Origin of the sequence: Kribbella speibonae (genome assembly GCF_004331375.1) — a bacterium.
Taxonomy (GTDB): domain Bacteria; phylum Actinomycetota; class Actinomycetes; order Propionibacteriales; family Kribbellaceae; genus Kribbella; species Kribbella sindirgiensis.
Genome location: NZ_SJKC01000001.1, coordinates 2,442,454 through 2,461,470 on the forward strand (window position 1 = coordinate 2,442,454; position 19,017 = coordinate 2,461,470).

Here is a 19,017-nt window from a genome sequence, read left to right on the forward strand (position 1 = left end):
ACATTTCGGCGACGATGACAACACTTTCGTCATCGGCTCCGTATGTAGCGGTGACGGAGCGAGCAAGGGAGCCGGATGGCGAAACGGGACGACGAGTTCAGCGAGTACGTCGAGCTGCGGCGCACGCACCTGCGGCGGATCGCGTACCTGGTCTGCGGCGACGTGCACCGGGCCGAGGATCTCGTCCAGACCGCGCTGATGAAGTTGTACGTCGCCTGGAACCGGGTGCAGCGGTCCGGGAACGTCGACGCGTACGTGCGGCGGATCCTGGTGAACTCCGGGATCGACGAGAGCCGGCGGCCGTGGCGCCGGGAGTCCCCGGGGCTGGACGGTCTGGATCCGCCCGCCGGCTCCGGTCTGGCCGCGGAGGATCGGCGGGCCCTGATGGAGGCGCTCGCCGAACTGCCGGCGGGGCAGCGCCGGGTCGTCGTCCTGCGGTACTTCCTCGGACTGACGATCGAGGAGACGGCCGCCGACCTCGACTGCTCCGCCGGCACGGTAAAGAGCCAGAGCACGCGTGCCCTGTCCAAGCTCAACGAGTTGCTGACCGCCCAGTTCCGGGCCGTAGGAGGACCACACCGATGATCGACGAGAAGATCCTGTCCGACCGACTGACCGACGCCGCGGCGGCACAGGACGACCTGTTGCCGCGTTCACCGGCCGAAGACCTGACCGCCGGCCGACGGCGGCTCCGTGTCCGCCGGTTGCTGGCCGGGACCTCCGCGACCGTCGCCGTGCTTGCGGTCGGAGCCGTCGGCAGTGCGGTGCTCAGCCCCGCCGAAACCCTGACAGCGACCCCGCCGGAGAGTCAGCGCACAGAGATGCTGCTCCGGGCGCAGACGTTTCAGGCCCATCGCCCGGCCGGTGAACTCCAGGTGGCGCGCTACCTGAACCTCCTGCTGCAGAGCGTGCGCACTCCCGGAAGGAACGAACCGGAATACGTCGCGGGCGCCCTGGGTGCCGTCAAGGTGGAGCTCACCACGTTCGGCACCGCGCGCCGTGGTTCCTGCGCCGAACTCCTCTCGATGCCCACCTGCTCCCCGGCCGCGCTACCGGACCGCGGCCGGGGTCAGTACGCCGAGGGACCGGACGGAACGACGTACGTTCGAACCGCCCGCTACGAATGGCCGGTCGGCGGCGAGATCGTGATCCGCGTGACCTACCCGACGAAGCCGTCCGCGAAGAGCGACCCGACCCGCGCGGTCGTACTCGGTCTGGTCGCCGACCCGCTCTTCTACCGCTAGGACTGCCCGGCCCGATGGCTGGCAGCCAGTTCCTTGAGGTACCGGGCGCTGGCCTTCGGGGTGCGTTTCTGGGTGTCGTAGTCGACGCGGATGATGCCGAAGCGTTTGACGTAGCCGTAGGCCCATTCGAAGTTGTCCATCAGGGACCAGGCCAGGTAGCCGCGGATGTCGGCGCCCTGGGCGATGGCGTCGGCTACCGCGGTGACGTGGGAGGTGAAGTAGGCGGTGCGGTCGGTGTCGTTCACGAAGCCATCGGAGTCGGGGACGTCGTCGAAGGCGGAGCCGTTCTCGGTGATGACCATCGGGAGGCCGGGGTAGTCGCGGGCGATGCTCAGCAACAGATCGGTGAAGCCTTCGGGGACGATCTCCCAGTCCATCGCGGTGCGCGGCCTGCCCAGCGGTACGTCGCGACTGACGGGAAGGCCCTGAGCGTCGACGGTGCTGCCGTCCTCGGCGTACCCGGTGAACTTCTGGCTGAAGTAGTAGTTCACGCCCAGCACATCGATTGGGGCGGAGATGATCTCCAGGTCGCCGTCCTCGATCGGCAGCTCGACGCCTTCGCGGGCGAGGTCCGCGACCACGTCGGCGGGGTAGTGCCCGTGGACGAGCGGGTCGAGGTAGATCCGCCGGCCCATCCCGTCCGCGCGCCGCGCCGCGTCGACGTCCGGCTCCGCGTCCGACGCGGGGTACGACGTCGCGACGTTCAGCGTGATGCCGATGTCGAGCTTGCGCGGTGCCGCCGCCCGCATCTGGGACGTCGCGAGCCCGTGCCCGAGCAGCAGATGATGGACGGCGGCGATCGCGGCCGGGTACTCGCGCCGGCCCGGGGCGTGCGCGCCGTACGCGTAGCCGAGCATCGCCGAGCACCACGGCTCGTTCAGCGTCGTCCAGGTGTCGACCCGGTCCTGCAACGCGTCGAACACCAGCATCGAGTACTCCGCGAACCGGTACGCCGTGTCGCGCACCGGCCAGCCGCCCGCGTCCTCGAGCTCCTGCGGCAGGTCCCAGTGGTACAGCGTCACCCACGGATCGATGCCCTGGGCAAGCAGCTCGTCGACCAGCCGGTCGTAGAAGCCGATCCCGGCCGGGTTCACCTGGCCCTTGCCGCGTGGCTGGACCCGCGGCCACGCCACCGAGAACCGGTACGTGTCCAGACCGAGGTCCTTGATCAGGCCGACGTCCTGCGGCATCCGGTGGTAGTGGTCGCAGGCGATGTCGCCGGTGTCGCCGTTGTCGATCGCGCCCGGTACGCGGCAGAACGTGTCCCAGATCGATGGGGTCCGGCCGTCCGCGTTGATCGCGCCCTCGATCTGGTACGCCGAGGTGGCGACTCCCCAGCGGAAGTTGGCCGGGAGCCGCGCGATGAGAGTGCTCATATTCGCCTTTCTAGGCTGTGCGGCCGGGGAGCCAGCACGCGACAGATCGGTGGGGGTCGTTGCGGGCCGACGGGATCCCCAGCACCGGGATCTCGGCCGAGCAGCGGTCGAACGCCTGCGGGCATCTCGGGTGGAACGAACATCCCGTCGGCATGCCGCGAAGATCGGGCGGCGAACCAGGGATCCCGGACAGCTCGCGCCGTTCTCCGCGCAGGGCCGGGAAGGACTTGAGGAGGCCTTCGCTGTAGGGGTGCAGGCTGTCGGTGTAGAGGTCCTTCGAGCGGGCCTCCTCGACGATGCGGCCGCCGTACATGATCGCGATCCGGTCCGAGAACTCGACCAGCAACGACAGGTCGTGGGTGATGAACAGCACCGAGAACCCGAGCCGCTCGCGCAGTTCGACCAGTTGGGCGAGGATCTGCCGCTGCATCACCACGTCCAGCGCGGTGGTCGGCTCGTCCATGATCACGACCTGCGGCTCGAGTACGAGCGCCATCCCGATCATCACCCGCTGCCGCATCCCGCCGGACAGCTGGTGCGGGTACGCGTCCATCCGGTCCGCGGAAATGCCGACGAGTTTGAGCATTTCCTGGGCCCGGGCGATCCGGGCCTGCGGCGACAGTTGCGGCTCGTGCGCCTTGATCACGTCGAGCATCTGGGTCGAGACCTTGTGCACCGGGTTCAGCGAGTTCATCGCGCCCTGGAACACGATCGACGTCTCGGCCCACCGGAACGCCCGGAGTTCCGCGTCGGTCAGCGCCATCACGTCGTACGGATCACCCGACGCGGGGTGGTAGACCACGGACCCGCCGCTGATCACGCCGGGCGGCGGCAGCAGCCGCGTCACGCCGTACGCCAGCGTCGACTTCCCGCTACCGCTCTCGCCGGCCAGCCCGAGCACCTCGCCGCGATGCAACGTCAGCGTGACGTCCCGCACCGCCTGCACCGCTTCGTCCCCGAGCCCGTAGTCGACGTGGAAGTTCTTGATCTCCAGCACCGGCGCCTTCACGCGACCTCCTCCTGCTCACGGCGTACGACGGGAGTCACCGGCGCCTGCTTCGACGACAGGACGGGGGTGAAGCCGACGCGCATCCGGACCGAGTGCCCGTCCTTGGTCTTGATGCGCGTGTGACCGCTGCTGCGCAACCGCGGGCTGACGAACTCGTCGATGCCGAAGTTGATCAGCGACAGCGCCGTACCGAGGATCGCGATCGCGAGCCCGGCCGGGACGAACCACCACCACGCGCCCTGGGCCAGTGCCTGCTGTGATTGGGCCCAGAACAGGATCGTGCCCCAGTTCCACTCCGAGATCGTCGAGATCCCGATGAAGGCCAGCGTGATCTCGGACATCACCGCGAAGATCACCGTGCCGACGAAACCGGAGGCGATGATCGCGGTCAGGTTCGGCATGATCTCGAACGTGATGATCCGCCAGGTGCTCTCACCGGTCGCCCGCGCGGCCTCGACGTAGTCCCGGCGCCGCAAAGAAAGCGTTTGTGCCCGCAGCACCCGGGCACCCCAGGCCCACGACGTCAGCCCGATCACCAGCGCGACCATGAGGTCACCGGCGGACGGGATCGTCGACGCGACGATGATGATCAGCGGGAGCGCCGGAATCACCAGGAAAACGTTGGACAACGCGGACAGGCTGTCGTCCGCGGCACCGCCGAGGAAGCCCGCGCTGACACCGATCAGGATCGACAACGCGGTCGCGACCAGGCCGGCCAGCAGGCCGACGAACATCACGCCGCGGGTCCCGACGAGCACCTGGCTGAAGATGTCCTGGCCGAGATGCGTCGTACCGAACCAGTGCTTGCCGGACGGCGCCTGGATCAGGTCACTGCTCCGGGCGGACGGGTCGAACGGCGCGATCCACGGGCCGATGATGGCGATCAGGCAGAAGAACGCGAGCACGACCAGACCGGTGGCGGCCTTCGGGTTCGCGACGAATCGCAACCGGCGGCGCTTCGCCGGTGCGGCCGCGACCTCAGGTCCTTCGGGCGTGACCGCGGTGATCGTGGAGGTTGGTGCGGACATCGTCAGCCCTCCTTCCGGGTACGCGGATCGAGCAGCAGATAGGCGACGTCGGCCAGCAGGTTGGCGACGAGTACGGACAAGGTGATGACCAGGAAGACGCCCTGCATCAGCGGGTAGTCCTTCGCGCCGACGGCCTGGAACAGGTTGTAGCCGATGCCCGGGTAGGAGAAGACGATCTCCACCAGCAGCGTGCCGCCGACGATGAAGCCGAGCGACAGCGCGAAGCCGGAAACGTTCGGCAGCAGCGCGTTCCGGGCCGCGTAGCTGACCATCACCCGGCGCTCGGGCAGACCCTTCGCGTGCGCGACCGTGATGTAGTCCTCGGAGGCCACCGTCACCATCATGTTCCGCATGGTGAGGATCCAGCCGCTCACCGACGAGATCAGGATCGTGATCGCCGGCAGCAGGCTGTGCTGGACGGCGCTCCCGATGAACTCGGCGTTCCACGACGGCACCAGCCCCGGTTCGTAACCGCCGGACGACGGGAAGAAGCTGTCCGGACCGGCGAGCAGCGTGATCGCCAGCAGACCGAGCCAGAAGTACGGGATCGACGACAGGAACGTTGTCACCGGCAACAGTCCGTCCATCACCGACCCGCGCCGCCAGCCCGCCAGCACGCCCAGCGACGTACCGATCATGAAGCTGGCGAACGTGGTGATGCCGACCAGGGCGATCGTCCACGGCAGGCTCTGCCGGAGGATCTCCGCGACCGGGGTCGGGAAGAACGTGAACGACAACCCGAGGTCGCCGCGGAACACCTGGCCCCAGTAGTCGACGTACTGGCTCCAGAGCGACGCGTTCTTGTCCAGGCCGAACAGCACGTACAGCGAGTTGATCGCGTCGGTGCTCATCTGGCCCTGGAACTTGTTGATCAGCGACGTCACCGGGTCGCCCGGGATCATCCGCGGGATGAAGAAGTTGATGGTCAGTGCCGCCCACGCCGTGAAGACGTAGAACACCAACCGCTGCAGGAGAAACTTCACTTCGCCGCCCCCTCCTCGTAGAGCCAGCAGGCGGCCCAATGACCCGCGACGGGGAGCTCGAAGCGGGGCGGGAGATCGGTCGAGCACTTGGGCATCGCGTGCACGCAGCGCGGGTTGAACCGGCAGCCGGACGGCGGCGCGATCAGGCTCGGCGGTTCGCCGCCGGCCTGGTCCTCGGGCTTGCTCAGCTCGCCGAGGCGATCGGGGTCCGGCGCGCTCTCGATCAGCAGCCGGGTGTAGGGGTGCGCGGGGTGCTGCGTGACGGTCTCGGAGTCGCCGCCTTCGACCATGCGGCCGGCGTACATCACCAGCGTCTCGTCGGCGAAGTACCGGGCCGAGGCGATGTCGTGGGTGATGTAGAGGATCGCGAGGTTGAGCCGTTCCTTCAGGTCCCGCAGCAGGTTCAGGACGCCGAGGCGGATCGACACGTCGAGCATCGAGACCGGTTCGTCGGCGAGCAGCGCTTCCGGGTCCGCGCCGAGCGCGCGGGCGATCGACACGCGCTGCCGCTGACCGCCGGACAGTTCGTGCGGAAACTTGTCGAGATAGCGTTCCGGGGGAGTGAGCTGGACCTGGTTCAGCAGATCGCGGAGGTTCTCCTCCAGGTCGCCGGCCCGGCCGTGGATGCGCAGCGACCGGGTCAGGTGGTACCGCACGGTGTGCGTCGGGTTCAGCGAGGCGAACGGGTCCTGGAAGATCATCTGCACGCGGCGCGCGTACGCCCGGAACTTCCGGCCGCCGTGCACGGTGATGGGTTCCCCGTGCAGCCGGATCTCGCCGGATGTGCGCCCGTACAACTGGGCCAGCAGTCGCGCGACGGTCGACTTGCCCGAACCGGACTCGCCGACCAGCGCGGTCACCCGGCCCCGGCGGAGCGTCAGCCGGACGTCGTCGACGGCGTGCACCGCCTTGTGCTCGCGGGTGAGCAGGTCGCGGAGCCCGCGCCGTACCGGGAAATGCTTGGTGAGGCCCTCGGCCTCCAGAACAACCTCGGTCTCGGTGACCGTCATCAGTCTCTCCTCAAGGCGACGGCGCCAGGCCGACCGGGCCTGGCGCCGTCCACCGCTGTTACTGGCTGCCGGCCGGCTTCAGGTTCAGGATGATCTGCAGAGCGTTCTGCTGGGTCGGCTGCGCCGGCCCGTACTGGTTCTGCTCGTCGGGCCAGCCGACCCAGTTCTTCGTGCTGTAGAGACCGCCGACGTTGGACGCCGAGGTGGGGATGATCGGCATCTGCTCGACCATGATCTTCTGCAGCGTGTTCAGCGCGGCGGTGCGGGCCGCGTCGTCCGCGGCGTTCGCGTACTGGTCGAGCGCCTTGGTCGCCTCCGGGCTGTTGAACCGCCCGTAGTTGCCGCTCACGCCGCCCTTGCCGACCGGCTTCAGGATCTTGCCGTCCATGATGTTCTGGTAGATGTCGTACGGCGTCGCGCCGCCGTTGGTCCAGTGCATCGCGGCGTCGAAGTTGCCCTCGTCGATGTTCTTGAACCAGGCGTCCTGGTTGGCCTTGTCGACGGTCGCCTTGATCCCGATCGTGGACAGGTTGTCCTTGATGATCTCCAGGTCGGTGATGTAGTCGGACCAGCCGGCCGGGTCGGTCAGCGTGATCGTCACCGGCTTACCGGCCGGGTCCTTGAGGACGTCGCCCTCGAGCTTGAAGCCGGCGTCGGTGAGCTCCTTCTTGGCCGCGTCGACGTCCACCTTGTGCTTGAGGTCCTTGTACTCCGGCGCGATGAAGGACTCACCGGCCGGGGTCGGGATGCCGGTCATCGACTCGACCTTCGGGTAGAAGTACCCGGCCTCGCCCTGCATGAAGATGTCGTCGCGGTTGATCACCAGGTTCATCGCGCGCCGCACCGCGGGGTTGTCGAACGGCTTGCGGGTGGTGTTGATCCACAGACCGTGGATGCCCAGGTTCGCCGGGAACCACAGCTTGTGGTTCTTCGGGTCCTTGTCCTGGTAGACGGCCTTCACGTTCGGGACGAAGACGAAGCTCCACTCCGACGCGCCGTTCGCGAGCGCGGTGGTCTGGGCGTTGTTGTCGTTGTACGACGTGTACCGCAGCTCCTTGACCTTCGGGAGGTCCTGCCAGTACGAGTCGCGCAACGTCAGCGTGGTGGTCTGCGGGGTGAACGACTTCACCGTGTACGGACCGGTGCCGATCGGGCTCTTCAGGGTGTCCTGGCTCGGGTCCTTGATCGTCGACCACTGGTGCTTCGGGATCACGAACACGGTCAGGATCTTGTTCTGGTTGGTGAACTGCGACCGGGTGAAGGTCAGGTCGACCTTGTTGCCGGACGCGGTGATCGTGCCGTACGGGATCGCGTCCTGGTTGAGGCCCTCGTTGTCCTTGCGGATCTGGAACGAGTACGCCACGTCCTCGGCGGTCATCGGCTTGCCGTCGGAGAACTTCACGCCCTCACGGACGGTCAGCGACAGCTTGGTGTAGTTGGCGTCCCACTTCCACTCGGTCGCCAGCCACGGCTTGCCGGGCTCGGTCGGCTTGATCCCGTTGATCATCACCAGCGGCTCGAAGATCATCCAGCGGTAGCCCAGCGAGGCGCCCGAGGAGGAGCCGAGGAACGGGTTGTGGTTCTCGGTCTGCGGACCGTTCGGCATGCCGATGTTCAGAACGGTCGCGGCGGTGCCGGAGCCGTTGTTGCCGGAGCTGCCTGAATTACCGTCCCCGCTGCTACAAGCAGCCAGAGCGGCTGCCGCGAGCAAGCCCGTGAGGGCCAGCGCGACTGTACGTCGTGCCCGCATCGGTTCCTCCTGTGTATCTGTTGGCGGATGCCCCTCCCTGAGCCGGAAGGGCGACTGCATCGTGGCGTGAGAACGCTCTCATGGGAAGAGCGGACGCCTTAACGGATCGATATCGAGGGGTACGCCGGCGGCGGGACAGGGGCAGCTGCCCCGCCGCCGGAGCTACTGGTGGGACCGGGTTTTCGGGGCGGTTGAGCTGCGGACGATCAGGGTCGTCGGCAGCACCTGCGGGGTTTCCGGCAGCGGTGTGCCGCCGAAGTACCCCATCAGCATCCGGGCCGCGGCCTGACCCATCTGGCGCATCGGCTGATGCACCGTGGTCAGCGGGGGCTCGGTGTGTTCGGCGTACGGAATGTCGTCGAACCCGACCACCGACACGTCGCTCGGCACGTTCCGCCCGGTCTCCCGGACGGCCTGGATAGCACCGCCGGCGGAGAGGTCGTTGTGGGCGAAGACCGCGTCGAACTCGAGTCGCTCGTCGAGCGCGTGCTGGACGCCGCGGCGTCCGCTCTCGTGGGTGAAGTCGCCCTCGAACACGAGTCTCGGGTCGAGCTCGATCCCGGCCTCCGCGTAGGTGTCGCGGAAGCCGTCCAGGCGTTCGTGGGTACAGCCGAAGCGTTCGACGCCGGTGATCACCAGTGGCCGGCGACGGCCGAGCTCCAGCAGGTGCCGGGCGGCGGACTCGCCGCCGGCGTAGTTCGTGGTGGCGACGGACGGGAACTGCGGGCGCTTGTCGCGGTCGTCGATCAGGACCACGGGCAGGCCCCGCGCGTGCAGTTGCTCGATGTAGGTGAGCGTGCCCTCGGGCTCGATCACCAGCAGGCCGTCGAACGACTGCGCCGAGACCTGGGACGCGAACTGCTGCATGGATTCCTCACCCCGGTTGAAGGTGAACAGCAGCAGCCCGTAGCCCTCGCTCTCGACCACGTCGACCGCGCCCTGCAGCACCTCGCCCATCCAGGGCCAGGTGAGTGAGGGGACCAGCATCCCGACGATCCGGGTCCGGCCGCGGGCCAGGCCGACCGCGCGGGCACTCGGCACGTACCCGAGCTCGGCGATCACCTGCCGGACCCGCTCGGCGGTGCGCAGGTCCAGTTCGCCCTTGCCGTTGAGGACGCGTGACACGGTCGTCTTGCTGACACCGGCACGGGCCGCGACATCGGCGATCGTGATGGACACGCTGAATCTCCCCTCGGGCGGTCGGGGCCGGACGCTACGGAACCGGTTTCGGAAGCGGTTCCGTAGATCAAAGCCGACACCGCAACGGGCCGTCAATCACGGAGTGGTAACGAATCGCTGCTTAGTTCACGACTTGGAAGAAGCCACCCCTTCCGTCGGGTGGGACGGCATGATGAACTCGGGGTCGAGCGGCCCACCTGGGGCCCTGCAGCGTGAGGTTGAGGGATGGAAGTACGCCGGACCACGGTGCGTGACATGCGCCGGTCCAACCGCTCGGTGATCCTCACCGGCATCTATCGCGAGGGCCCGCTGAGTCGCCAGGAGCTGACCGTCCGGACCTCGCTGAGCGCCGCGAGCGTCAGCAACCTGGTCGCCGAACTGATCGCCGAGGGTGTGGTCGAGGAGGCCGGTTCGGTCGAGTCCGAGGGCGGCCGGCCCCGGGTCCTGTTGCGGGTGGCGCCAACATTCCGGTACGTCGTCGGCGCCGAGGTCGGGGAGACCCGGGTCCGGGTGGAGCTGTTCGACCTCGCGATGAACGTGCTGGCGCGGGCCGACCACCCGATCGCCACGCCGTCACCCGAAGCGGTCGTGAAGCACGTACTGGAAGGGCTTTCGACCGTGATCGCTGCCTCCGGCATCCAGCCGGAGCAGGTGCTCGGGCTCGGTGTCGCGGTCGCCGGCGTAGTCGAGGACAATGCGATCGTCGACGCGCAGACACTCGGTTGGGAGGCGGTCCCGCTCGCCGAGCTGCTTGCCGAAGGCACCGATATCCCGGTGCACGTGGACAACGGCGCGAACATGCTCGGGCAGGCGGAGATGTGGTTCGGCGCGGGCCGCGGCGCGACCGACGCTGTCGTCGCCCTGGTCGGCTCGGGTGTCGGCTCGGCCTTGGTGGCCGGCGGATCCAGCTACCGCGGCGCCCGCAGCAGCGCGGGCGAGTGGGGCCACATGACGATCATGTACGGCGGCCGCCAGTGCCGCTGCGGCGCCTTGGGCTGCCTCGAGGCGTACGTCGGCGCGGAAGGCGTCCTGGATCGGTACCGCCTCGCCGGCGGGACTGTCGGCGCCGACGAGGAGACGGCCTTCGTCGAACTGCTGGAGTCGACGACCGAGCCGGCAACGGCGATCGTCAACGACACCATCGGCTACTTGGCGGCCGGCTTCGCGAACCTGGTCAACCTGGTCAACCCCGAGCGCATCGTGCTAGGCGGCTGGGCCGGGCTGTTGCTGGGGGAGAAGCACCTCGACGAGCTCCGCGCGGAGGTGGGGAAGCACGCACTCCGCCGGCCCTACGCCCAGGTGTCGATCGTCCTGTGCGAACTGGGTCGCGACGCCGTAGCACTCGGCGCCGCGACCCTCCCCGTAGTACGACTACTGCGTGATGGAGGCGTGGTCCGTTAGACGGTCCACTTCTGGTTGGCGCCGCCGGAGCAGGTCCAGATCTGGGTCGGCGTGGCGTTGGCGGAGTTGTTGCCGGTGACATCGAGGCACTTGTTCGCCGGTGGATTCACCAGGTCGTGCCCACTCGTGTAGACCCATTGCTGCGCGGCGTTTCCGTTGCACGTCGCGATCTGCACCCTGGTGCCGTCGGCAACTCCGGCGTTCGCCACGTCGAGGCATTTGCCCAGGGCCCGGATCGTTCCGTCGCCGGGGCGCGTCCACTTCTGCGCGTTCGTCCCGTTGCAGTCGTAGAGCTGCACCGTCGTACCGTCGGCGGCGTTCGCTCCGGCCACGTCGAGGCACTTGCCGGCCAGGCCGGTGATCTGCGTACCGGTGCCGCCGGAGCTGCCGAGGGTGGAGACGCGGACGTAGTCGACGGTCATGGTCTGCGGGAACTGCGTCGTACCGTCCGGGTAGCCCGGCCAGTAGCCGCCGACCGCGAGGTTCAGGATCATGAAGAACGGGTGGTTGAAGACCCACGCGTTGCCGTTCAGGTCGGCCGGCGTACGGCGCTGGTACTGCACGCCGTCGACGTACCAGGTGATCGAGTCCGGGGCCCAGTCGACCGCGAACGTGTGGAAGTCGTCGGCGAACGACCAGCCGTTCGGATGGTTGTACGCGGCACCGATCCCGCCGGCGCCGGAGTACCCGGGCCCGTGGATCGTGCCGTGCACGGTCGCCGGCTCCTTGCCGATGTTCTCCATGATGTCGATCTCGCCGTCGTTCGGCCAGTTGCCGCCGCCGAGCATCCAGAACGCGGGCCAGATCCCTTGCCCGCGGGGGATCTTGATGCGGGCCTCGAACCGGCCGTACGTCTGGGTGAAGGTCTGCGCGGTGAGCAACCGGGCCGACGTGTACTGGCACGGGCCGTAGTGGCACTGGTAGCCGCCGTTCTCCTGCCGGGCGGTGATGACCAGGTTGCCGTTGCCGTCCAGCGCGGAGTTGCGGGTGCTGTTGGTGTAGTACTCCATCTCGTTGTTGCCCCAGCCGCTGCCGCCGATGTCGTACCGCCACTTGGCGGGATCGGGGGCCTGGCCGGCCGGGCCGTCGAAGTTGTCCTCCCAGACCGTGGCGGTCGCTGCCGCGTCGGCCTGCTGATGCGCGGTGGCCGCGGGCTGGAGGAGGGCGGTGCCGACCAGTGCGGCACCGATCCCGACGAACGCGAGCAAGCGGGAACGCTTCATGAGTACCTCATTTCCGGGGGCGTCTGAATGAGGGCGTGATTGGGCGGCAGCGTGCCGTGAGAACGCTCCCACGTCAAGCCCGAGACTAAATAAAAGATCTGAAAAAAGTCTCGGTTCTGCCGTTGACACGGGTATGCACGGATGGTTACCTCGTGCTGACCACCAGTTGCGGCGCGGGCAGACGCCGGCAACGAACCGCCCCACACTCCTTTAAAACAAGGGAGAACCGCCCCATGCGTGTCAAACGCTTCCTGCCCGCTGTGGTCGCTGCGCTCTGCGTGGCCGCCGCCGGGCTCGGCTTCGGAACCGCCGCACCAGCCCAGGCCGCCGGTGAACAGGTCAACATCTGGCTGACCACCACCAACGACGCCGCCGGCCAGAACGTCACCCGCGGTCTGCAGCAGCAGACGCCGGTGAACTTCGGCCCGGCCGGCGGCTCGGCGAACCAGACCGTCACGGTCAACGAGAACACGACGTACCAGTCCTTCGAGGGCGGTGGCGCCTCGTTCGCCGACAGCTCCGCCTGGCTGCTGAACAGCAGCAACGTGATCTCGGCCGCGACCCGCGACCAAGTGATGAAGGACCTGTTCGACCCGGTCAACGGGATCGGGCTGGCCTTCGTCCGCAACCCGATGGGCGCGTCCGACCTGGCCCGGTTCAACTACTCCTACGACGACACGTGCTGCGACCTGAACGACTTCAGCATCCAGCACGACCTCGCGGACGTCGTACCGCTCACGAAGCAGGCGCGGGCGCTCAACCCGGCGCTGAAGGTGATGGGTTCGCCGTGGAGCGCGCCGGCCTGGATGAAGGACAACAACGACTTCGTGCACCGCGGCTGGCTGAAGTGGGAGTACGCGCCGACGTACGCGCAGTACTTCGTGAAGTACCTGCAGCAGAACGAGGCCCAGGGCAACCACATCGACTACATCTCGGTGCAGAACGAGCCGACCTGCTGCGGCTCGGACTCGACCGGCTACGCGTCGATGAACTGGAACGGCTCCGGCCTGCTCGAGTTCACCAAGAACAACCTGATGCCTGCGCTGCAGGCCGCCGGGCTCACCACCAAGGTGCTGATCCTCGACTACAACTGGGGCAACTACAACGACCTCGGGTCGGTCCCGATCGCGGACGCCGCACTGCGCAACCACCCGAACTTCGGCGGCATCGCCTGGCACGGGTACGGAGGCGACGTGAGCCTGCAGACGACGGTGCACAACCAGTACCCGTCGGTGAACGCGTACATGACCGAGCACTCCGGCGGCACCTGGATCGCGAACCAGCAGGCCGAGGACATGAACAACCTGGTCGACTACACCCGCAACTGGGACAAGTCGTGGGTCAAGTGGGGTATCGCTCTGGACGAGAACCACCTGCCGTACGTCGGCGCCGGCTGCAACGTCTGCACCGGTCTCGTCACCGTGCACCGCAACGACAGCCAGCGCGGTCAGGTCACCAAGACCGTCGAGTACTACACGATGGGCCACCTGACGAAGTTCGTGAAGCCGGGCGCGCTCCGGATCGACTCGACCGCGAACAGCTCGGTGAAGAACGTGGCCTGGAAGAACCCGGACGGATCCAAGGCCCTGATCGCCTACAACACCACAGGGGGCTCGCAGTCGGTGCGGGTGAACTGGGGCTCGCAGTCCTTCGTCTACACGCTGCCGACCAAGACGTCGGCGACCTTCACCTGGTCCGGCTCGCAGAGCGGCGACGGCGGTGGCGGCGGACAGATCACGGGGCTGGCCGGCAAGTGCATGGACGTCGCCGGCGCGAACTCCGCGGACGGTACGGCGGTGCAGCTGTACGACTGCAACGGTACGACGGCCCAGCAGTGGTCGCGTCCTGGTGACGGGACGGTCCGTGCTCTCGGCAAGTGTCTCGACGTCAACGCCGGCTCCGTCGCGAACGGTGCTCGCGTCCAGCTGTACACCTGCAACGGCAGCGCCGCCCAGCAATGGACCTACACGAGTGGGAGAGACCTGGTGAATCCACAGGCGAACAAGTGTCTTGATGTCACCGGCAACAACTCGGCCAACGGCACACCACTGCAGCTGTGGAGCTGCACCGGCGCCGCGAACCAGAAGTGGACCATCTCATGAAGCGCGTGACGGCGGCCGCTGCCGCTCTGGTGCTCGCTGGCGGTCTGTTGCTGACAGCGAGCCCTGCGCAGGCAGCGACCGGGACGATCACCGGCCTGGCGGGGAAGTGCGCGGACGTCGCCGGCGCGAACTCCGCCGACGGTACGGCGGTGCAGCTGTACGACTGCAATGGGACGAGTGCTCAGCAGTGGTCCCGATCGAGTGACGGGACGTTGCGGGCCCTCGGTAAATGCCTGGATGTGTCGGGCGGTTCGGTCGCCAACGGCGCGAAGGTGCAGCTGTGGACCTGCAACGGATCCGCGGCGCAGCAATGGACGTACACGTCAGGCCGGGATCTCGTGAACCCGCAGGCGAACAAGTGTCTCGATGTCACCGGCAACAACTCCGCGAACAGTACGCCGCTGCAGCTGTGGAGCTGTACCGGAGCGGCGAACCAGAAGTGGAACGTGCCGGCCGCGGACGACGGACCTCCGCCGGCGGGCGGTGCGCCGATGGCGGCAGCGCCGTACCTCTATCAGGGCTGGGGAAGCCCGCCGAACCCGGCGACGGTGATGAACGCGACCGGGGTGAAGTGGTTCACGATGGCGTTCATCCTGTCCAACGGGTACTGCAACCCGCAGTGGGACGGGAACCGGCCGCTCACCGGCGGGGTCGATCAGCAGGCGATCAACACGATCCGGTCCAACGGCGGTGACGTCGTCGTATCGGTCGGCGGCTGGTCCGGTAACAAGCTGGGCGAGAGTTGCGGGTCGGCAGGCGAGCTCGCGGCGGCGTACCAGAAGGTGATCAACGCGCTGTCGTTGAAGGCGTTCGACGTGGACATCGAGGCGACCGAGTTCAGCAACGCGACCGTGCGGCAGCGGGTGATCGACGCGCTGAAGATCGTCGAGCAGAACAACCCGGGGATCGCGACGTACCTGACCTTCGGCACGACGACGTCCGGGCCGGACGGGAACGGGCAGGACCTGATCCAGCGGGGTGCGAACTCCGGGCTGAACCTGGACGGCTGGGTGATCATGCCGTTCGACTTCGGTGGCGGGTCGACCAACATGGGCACGCTGACCCGGCAGGCGGCCGACGGGCTGAAGAACCGGGTCAAGGCGGCGTACGGGCTGACCGACGACGCGGCGTACCGGAAGATCGGCATCTCCTCGATGAACGGCCTCACCGACGTGGCCGGTGAGCGCGTCAACCTGTCGGACTTCGAGTCGATGCTGTCCTACGCGTCCGAGCACCACCTGGCCCGCTTCACCTTCTGGTCGGTCAACCGCGACCGCCCCTGCACCGGCGGCGGCGCCGACACCTGCTCCGGGGTCCCCCAGAATGCCTGGGACTTCTCCAAGGTCATAGGCCGCTACCGCGGCTGACGTGCTCGATCCGGCACCTACCCACCTGAAGATCTTTCAGGTGGGTAGGTGCCGTTTGACTCTCCGGTTACCGGAGGGTGGAAGCTTGGGGACATGACGGCGACGGTGACGGTGGGGGAGTTCTCCCGCCTGACGCATCTGAGTGTGAAAACCCTGCACCACTACCACGACATCGGCCTGCTCGCCCCGGTCGCGATCGACGCCTCGTCGGGCTACCGGCGCTACGGCACCGACCAGGTCGACACCGCCTTGCTCATCCGGCGGCTCCGCGAACTGCGGATGCCACTCCCGGATGTCCGCGCGGTGGTCGAGGCATCCGACGGTACGGCCCGCGAAGAGACGCTCCGCGCGCATCTCGAGCGGATGGAGCAGGAGTTGGCCCATACGCGTGACGTCGTCACCTCGCTGCGTGAACTCCTGACCCCCGGCCGCCCGGTGCTCGACGTGCAGTACCGGTTCATCCCGCCGTTCCGCGCGTACGGCGTGACCGGGCACGTCATCCGCGACGAGATCGGCCCGTGGTGCGAGTACGCCTTCGGGAAGCTCGACGCCGTCGCCGGTGACATCCGCGCCACCTCGGGCGCGACGTACAGCGACGAGTTCTTCACCGACGACGCCGGCGAGGTGGTCACCTTCCTCCCGGTCGCCCCGGACCAGCCGCCGGCCGACGGGGTCGAGCTCGTCGACCTGCCCGGCGGGTTCTTCGCGATCGCCGTGCACGCCGGCCCGATGACCGACTTCGACCGTACGTACGGCGCGCTCGGCAGTCACGTCGCGGAGTACTGCGAGGTGGCGCCGGGCCCGATCCGTGAGCTGTACCCGATCGGCCCGGGGGACGTCCCCGATCCGGCCGACTACCGAACCGAGGTCTGCTGGCCGATCCGGCAGATCCCCGTGCTGAAAGGCTGAATCATGTCCATCTCCCTCGAGAGCATCGTCTTCGACTGCGCGGACGCCCAGTCCCTCGCGACCTTCTGGGCCGGAGTGCTGTCGTCCGACGTCGATGCTGACGGCAACGAGTTCTTCGCGACCGTGAATCGGACCGCGGACGCGCCGACGCTGATGTTCCTGCAGGTCCCGGAGCCGCGCAACGGCAAGAACCGCCTGCACGTCGACCTGGCCGCCACCGACTGGGCCGCCGAGGTCGACCGGCTCGTGGGCCTGGGCGCCAAGCGTGTCGACGAGCACAACGAGTACGGCACCCACTGGATCACGCTGGCGGACCCCGAGGGCAACGTCTTCGACGTCGCCGAGCACAGCTGAGCGCGCCCTTGTCAGGGTTCTCTTGCGGGAGGAGGGTGAGAAGTGTCCGGCGGCGCCGCCCGGGCGCTGCCCTGAGCGTAAGGGGGTGGATCGTGTACGCGCGTTCCACCACGATCAATGCCGCCCCGGCGTCGATCGACGCCGGCGTCGCGCGGGTGCGCGACGAGGTGATGCCCATGCTGACCGGGATGGACGGCTGTATCGGCCTGTCCATGCTGGTCGACCGGGAGTCCGGCCGCTGTATCACGACCAGTGCCTGGCAGTCCGAGGAGGCGATGCGGGCCACGAACGAAGCGCTGCAGCCGATCCGGGACAGGATCGCCGCGGAGCTCGGCGGCAGTCCGATGGTGCAGGAGTGGGAGATCGCCGTACTGCACCGTGATCACCGGTCGACGGCCGGTGCGTGTGTCCGGGCGACCTGGGTGAAGGTCGACCCCGCGAACCTGGACCGGGCGATCGACGTCTACAAGCTCGCCTCACTGCCGAGACTGGAGGATCTGGCCGGCTTCTGCAGCGCCAGCCTGCTGGTCGACCGGGTGTCCGGCCGGGCGGTCTCGTCGGTCACCTACGACAGCCAGGAGACGCTGGACGGCAGCCGGGAAGCGGCGGCCTCGATGCGTGCCTCGACCACCAAGGACGCCGGCGCCGAAATGCTGGACGTCGGCGAATTCGAACTCGCCATCGCCCATCTGAGGGTCCCTGAGCTGACCTGACTCACCCCTGTCTCACACTGTCGAACGATTCGGGAGCGCCAGCGCGGCGAGTGCGGCGGCGGCTGTGATGGCGACCGCTGTCCAGAACGCGGCCGGGAACGATCCGCGCTGCAGAATCACCGCGAGTACGGCGGTCCCGAGCGAGCCGCCGATCTGCTGCAGGATCCGGGTCCCTGTCGTCGCGGCGGCGTACTGCGATTTCGGCAAGGTCGCGTACGTCGCCGTGATCGACGGGAGCAACGAGGCGGTCAGCCCGGCGCCACGGACCACTAGAGCGACTGCGAGGACCGCGACCGGCGTACCTGATCCGGCGATCGCGAACGGGACTGTGCCGGCCACCGCGAGGGCAAGACCGGCGAGCATGATGGTCCGGGTCGCGCCGGTGCGGTCGAGGATTCGGCCGACGAAGACGGTCCCGATCATCGCGCCGATGCCCTGCGGCGCCAGCAGCAGACCCGCCTCGAGCGGGGTCGCCGCGCGGATCTGCTGGTAGTACAGCGGCAGCAGGAACATCGCACCGAAGAGCGAGCCTCCGAAGATGAACACGAGCGCCGCGCAGGCGCTGAACGACCGGTCCCGGAACAGCCGGAGATCGAGCAACGGCGTCACCGTCCGCAGCGCGTGGACGCCGTACCCGAGCAGCAGGACGATCCCCGCGATCAGCCCGGTCGTCGCAACCGTGGAAAGGCGACCGATCTCGCCGTACGACGTCAGGCCGTAGACGAGGATCGCGAGTCCGGGGGAGAGGAGCGCCAGGCCGCGGAGGTCGAGCGGTTGCCGGGTCTCGGCCGGGCCGCCGGTGACGAGTCCGCGGGAGAGGGCGAGTGCGGCCACGATGACCGGAACGTTGACCAGGAACGCCCATCGCCAGTCGAACGCGCCGATGATCAGGCCGCCGAGCACCGGCCCGACGACCGGAGCGAGCTGGGTCGGGACGATGACGAAGCTCATCACCCGGCCGAGCTTGTCCTGACCCGCCTGCTCGGCCAGCACGATGCGGAGCAGCGGGAGCAACATCCCACCGCCCAGCCCCTGGATCACCCGGAACACGATCAGCGCACCGGCCGACCACGCAACCGCGCACAGGACCGAACCGAGCAGGAAACCGGTGAGGCAGAACCGCCACACCCAGCGCGTGCCGAACCGCGCGACGGCCCAGCCGGTCAGCGGGAGCATCGCGGTCAGCGCGAGCAGGTACGCCGTGGTGACCCATTGGATCGTGGCGAGTGGCGAGCCGAACTCGCGGGTCAGGCGGTCGATCGCGACGCTGACGATGGTGGTGTCGAGCAGCGTGGCCGCAGACCCGATCGACAGCACCAGCGCGAGGCGGATCAGCCGGGGTTCCAGCCGGGTCTCGGTGACGGGCATG

The 19,017-nt window shown here is 68.1% G+C and carries 17 protein-coding genes; 8 read left to right on the plus strand and 9 right to left on the minus strand.

Annotated elements, in window-relative coordinates:
• The first annotated feature begins 75 nt into the window (after window positions 1–75).
• Together E0H92_RS12300 and E0H92_RS12305 are read left to right on the plus strand one after the other, a co-directional pair.
• Window positions 76–585 (plus strand): SigE family RNA polymerase sigma factor, encoded by a 510-nt coding sequence (locus tag E0H92_RS12300; protein ID WP_131496283.1) that lies wholly within the window; start codon window positions 76–78, stop codon window positions 583–585.
• Window positions 582–1,244, plus strand: coding sequence for a hypothetical protein (locus E0H92_RS12305; protein ID WP_131496284.1), 663 nt, complete (start codon window positions 582–584; stop codon window positions 1,242–1,244). Before E0H92_RS12300 ends, E0H92_RS12305 begins: the two co-directional genes overlap by 4 nt.
• Here E0H92_RS12305 and E0H92_RS12310 read toward each other — a convergent pair.
• From E0H92_RS12310 to E0H92_RS12340, 7 genes are all read right to left on the minus strand, one after another.
• Window positions 1,241–2,620, minus strand: a complete 1,380-nt coding sequence (locus E0H92_RS12310; RefSeq protein ID WP_131496285.1) for a GH1 family beta-glucosidase — start codon at window positions 2,618–2,620, stop codon at window positions 1,241–1,243. The genes E0H92_RS12305 and E0H92_RS12310 overlap by 4 nt on opposite strands.
• Window positions 2,621–2,630: 10 nt before the next feature.
• Window positions 2,631–3,629 carry an ABC transporter ATP-binding protein gene (locus E0H92_RS12315; protein ID WP_131467673.1) on the minus strand — a complete coding sequence of 333 codons (999 nt, stop codon included), beginning with the start codon at window positions 3,627–3,629 and terminating at the stop codon, window positions 2,631–2,633.
• The gene (locus tag E0H92_RS12320; RefSeq protein ID WP_131285321.1) at window positions 3,626–4,657 is read right to left on the minus strand and encodes an ABC transporter permease; all 1,032 of its coding nucleotides are present in this window, start codon (window positions 4,655–4,657) and stop codon (window positions 3,626–3,628) included. The genes E0H92_RS12315 and E0H92_RS12320 overlap by 4 nt, the downstream gene beginning before the upstream one ends.
• Before the next feature lie 2 nt (window positions 4,658–4,659).
• Window positions 4,660–5,640 carry an ABC transporter permease gene (locus E0H92_RS12325; protein ID WP_131285319.1) on the minus strand — a complete coding sequence of 327 codons (981 nt, stop codon included), beginning with the start codon at window positions 5,638–5,640 and terminating at the stop codon, window positions 4,660–4,662.
• Window positions 5,637–6,650, minus strand: a complete 1,014-nt coding sequence (locus E0H92_RS12330) for an ABC transporter ATP-binding protein (RefSeq protein ID WP_131467672.1) — start codon at window positions 6,648–6,650, stop codon at window positions 5,637–5,639. Before E0H92_RS12330 ends, E0H92_RS12325 begins: the two co-directional genes overlap by 4 nt.
• A gap of 58 nt (window positions 6,651–6,708) precedes the next feature.
• Complete coding sequence (locus E0H92_RS12335) at window positions 6,709–8,400, minus strand: ABC transporter substrate-binding protein (RefSeq protein WP_131467671.1); 1,692 nt, start codon at window positions 8,398–8,400, stop codon at window positions 6,709–6,711.
• Window positions 8,401–8,562: 162 nt separating this feature from the next.
• Window positions 8,563–9,579, minus strand: coding sequence for a LacI family DNA-binding transcriptional regulator (locus E0H92_RS12340; RefSeq protein ID WP_131467670.1), 1,017 nt, complete (start codon window positions 9,577–9,579; stop codon window positions 8,563–8,565).
• Between the two features lie 225 nt (window positions 9,580–9,804).
• On the opposite strand from E0H92_RS12340, the gene E0H92_RS12345 reads away from it, so the two are divergent.
• Window positions 9,805–10,980 (plus strand): ROK family transcriptional regulator, encoded by a 1,176-nt coding sequence (locus E0H92_RS12345; protein WP_131467669.1) that lies wholly within the window; start codon window positions 9,805–9,807, stop codon window positions 10,978–10,980.
• On the opposite strand, the gene E0H92_RS12350 is transcribed toward E0H92_RS12345, so the two are convergent.
• A complete protein-coding gene (locus E0H92_RS12350) occupies window positions 10,977–12,203 on the minus strand; it encodes a glycoside hydrolase family 16 protein (protein ID WP_131467668.1) in 1,227 nt (408 codons plus the stop codon). The two genes, E0H92_RS12345 and E0H92_RS12350, sit on opposite strands and share 4 nt — an antisense overlap.
• Before the next feature lie 233 nt (window positions 12,204–12,436).
• On the opposite strand from E0H92_RS12350, the gene E0H92_RS12355 reads away from it, so the two are divergent.
• From E0H92_RS12355 to E0H92_RS12375, 5 genes are all read left to right on the plus strand, one after another.
• On the plus strand, window positions 12,437–14,305 hold the full coding sequence (locus E0H92_RS12355; protein WP_131496286.1) for a ricin-type beta-trefoil lectin domain protein: 1,869 nt from the start codon (window positions 12,437–12,439) through the stop codon (window positions 14,303–14,305).
• Window positions 14,302–15,672 carry a chitinase gene (locus E0H92_RS45010; protein ID WP_131496287.1) on the plus strand — a complete coding sequence of 457 codons (1,371 nt, stop codon included), beginning with the start codon at window positions 14,302–14,304 and terminating at the stop codon, window positions 15,670–15,672. The genes E0H92_RS12355 and E0H92_RS45010 overlap by 4 nt, the downstream gene beginning before the upstream one ends.
• Before the next feature lie 93 nt (window positions 15,673–15,765).
• A complete protein-coding gene (locus tag E0H92_RS12365; protein WP_131467665.1) occupies window positions 15,766–16,581 on the plus strand; it encodes a MerR family transcriptional regulator in 816 nt (271 codons plus the stop codon).
• A gap of 3 nt (window positions 16,582–16,584) precedes the next feature.
• Window positions 16,585–16,935: a VOC family protein gene (locus E0H92_RS12370; RefSeq protein WP_131467664.1), complete on the plus strand. Its 351-nt coding sequence runs from the start codon at window positions 16,585–16,587 to the stop codon at window positions 16,933–16,935.
• Between the two features lie 92 nt (window positions 16,936–17,027).
• Window positions 17,028–17,648, plus strand: a complete 621-nt coding sequence (locus tag E0H92_RS12375) for an antibiotic biosynthesis monooxygenase family protein (protein WP_131467663.1) — start codon at window positions 17,028–17,030, stop codon at window positions 17,646–17,648.
• A gap of 12 nt (window positions 17,649–17,660) precedes the next feature.
• On the opposite strand, the gene E0H92_RS12380 is transcribed toward E0H92_RS12375, so the two are convergent.
• Window positions 17,661–19,016, minus strand: coding sequence for a DHA2 family efflux MFS transporter permease subunit (locus E0H92_RS12380; protein ID WP_131496288.1), 1,356 nt, complete (start codon window positions 19,014–19,016; stop codon window positions 17,661–17,663).
• Window position 19,017: the final 1 nt, after the last annotated feature.

Coding starts and splice junctions, on each gene's coding strand:
- E0H92_RS12355 (WP_131496286.1), top strand. CDS start 12,437: ATGCGTGTCAAACGCTTCCTGCCCGCTGTGGTCGCTGCGCTCTGCGTG.
- E0H92_RS12345 (WP_131467669.1), top strand. CDS start 9,805: ATGGAAGTACGCCGGACCACGGTGCGTGACATGCGCCGGTCCAACCGC.
- E0H92_RS12320 (WP_131285321.1), bottom strand. CDS start 4,657: ATGTCCGCACCAACCTCCACGATCACCGCGGTCACGCCCGAAGGACCT.
- E0H92_RS12370 (WP_131467664.1), top strand. CDS start 16,585: ATGTCCATCTCCCTCGAGAGCATCGTCTTCGACTGCGCGGACGCCCAG.
- E0H92_RS12335 (WP_131467671.1), bottom strand. CDS start 8,400: ATGCGGGCACGACGTACAGTCGCGCTGGCCCTCACGGGCTTGCTCGCG.
- E0H92_RS12310 (WP_131496285.1), bottom strand. CDS start 2,620: ATGAGCACTCTCATCGCGCGGCTCCCGGCCAACTTCCGCTGGGGAGTC.
- E0H92_RS12380 (WP_131496288.1), bottom strand. CDS start 19,016: ATGCCCGTCACCGAGACCCGGCTGGAACCCCGGCTGATCCGCCTCGCG.
- E0H92_RS12350 (WP_131467668.1), bottom strand. CDS start 12,203: ATGAAGCGTTCCCGCTTGCTCGCGTTCGTCGGGATCGGTGCCGCACTG.
- E0H92_RS12300 (WP_131496283.1), top strand. CDS start 76: ATGGCGAAACGGGACGACGAGTTCAGCGAGTACGTCGAGCTGCGGCGC.
- E0H92_RS45010 (WP_131496287.1), top strand. CDS start 14,302: ATGAAGCGCGTGACGGCGGCCGCTGCCGCTCTGGTGCTCGCTGGCGGT.
- E0H92_RS12305 (WP_131496284.1), top strand. CDS start 582: ATGATCGACGAGAAGATCCTGTCCGACCGACTGACCGACGCCGCGGCG.
- E0H92_RS12330 (WP_131467672.1), bottom strand. CDS start 6,650: ATGACGGTCACCGAGACCGAGGTTGTTCTGGAGGCCGAGGGCCTCACC.
- E0H92_RS12365 (WP_131467665.1), top strand. CDS start 15,766: ATGACGGCGACGGTGACGGTGGGGGAGTTCTCCCGCCTGACGCATCTG.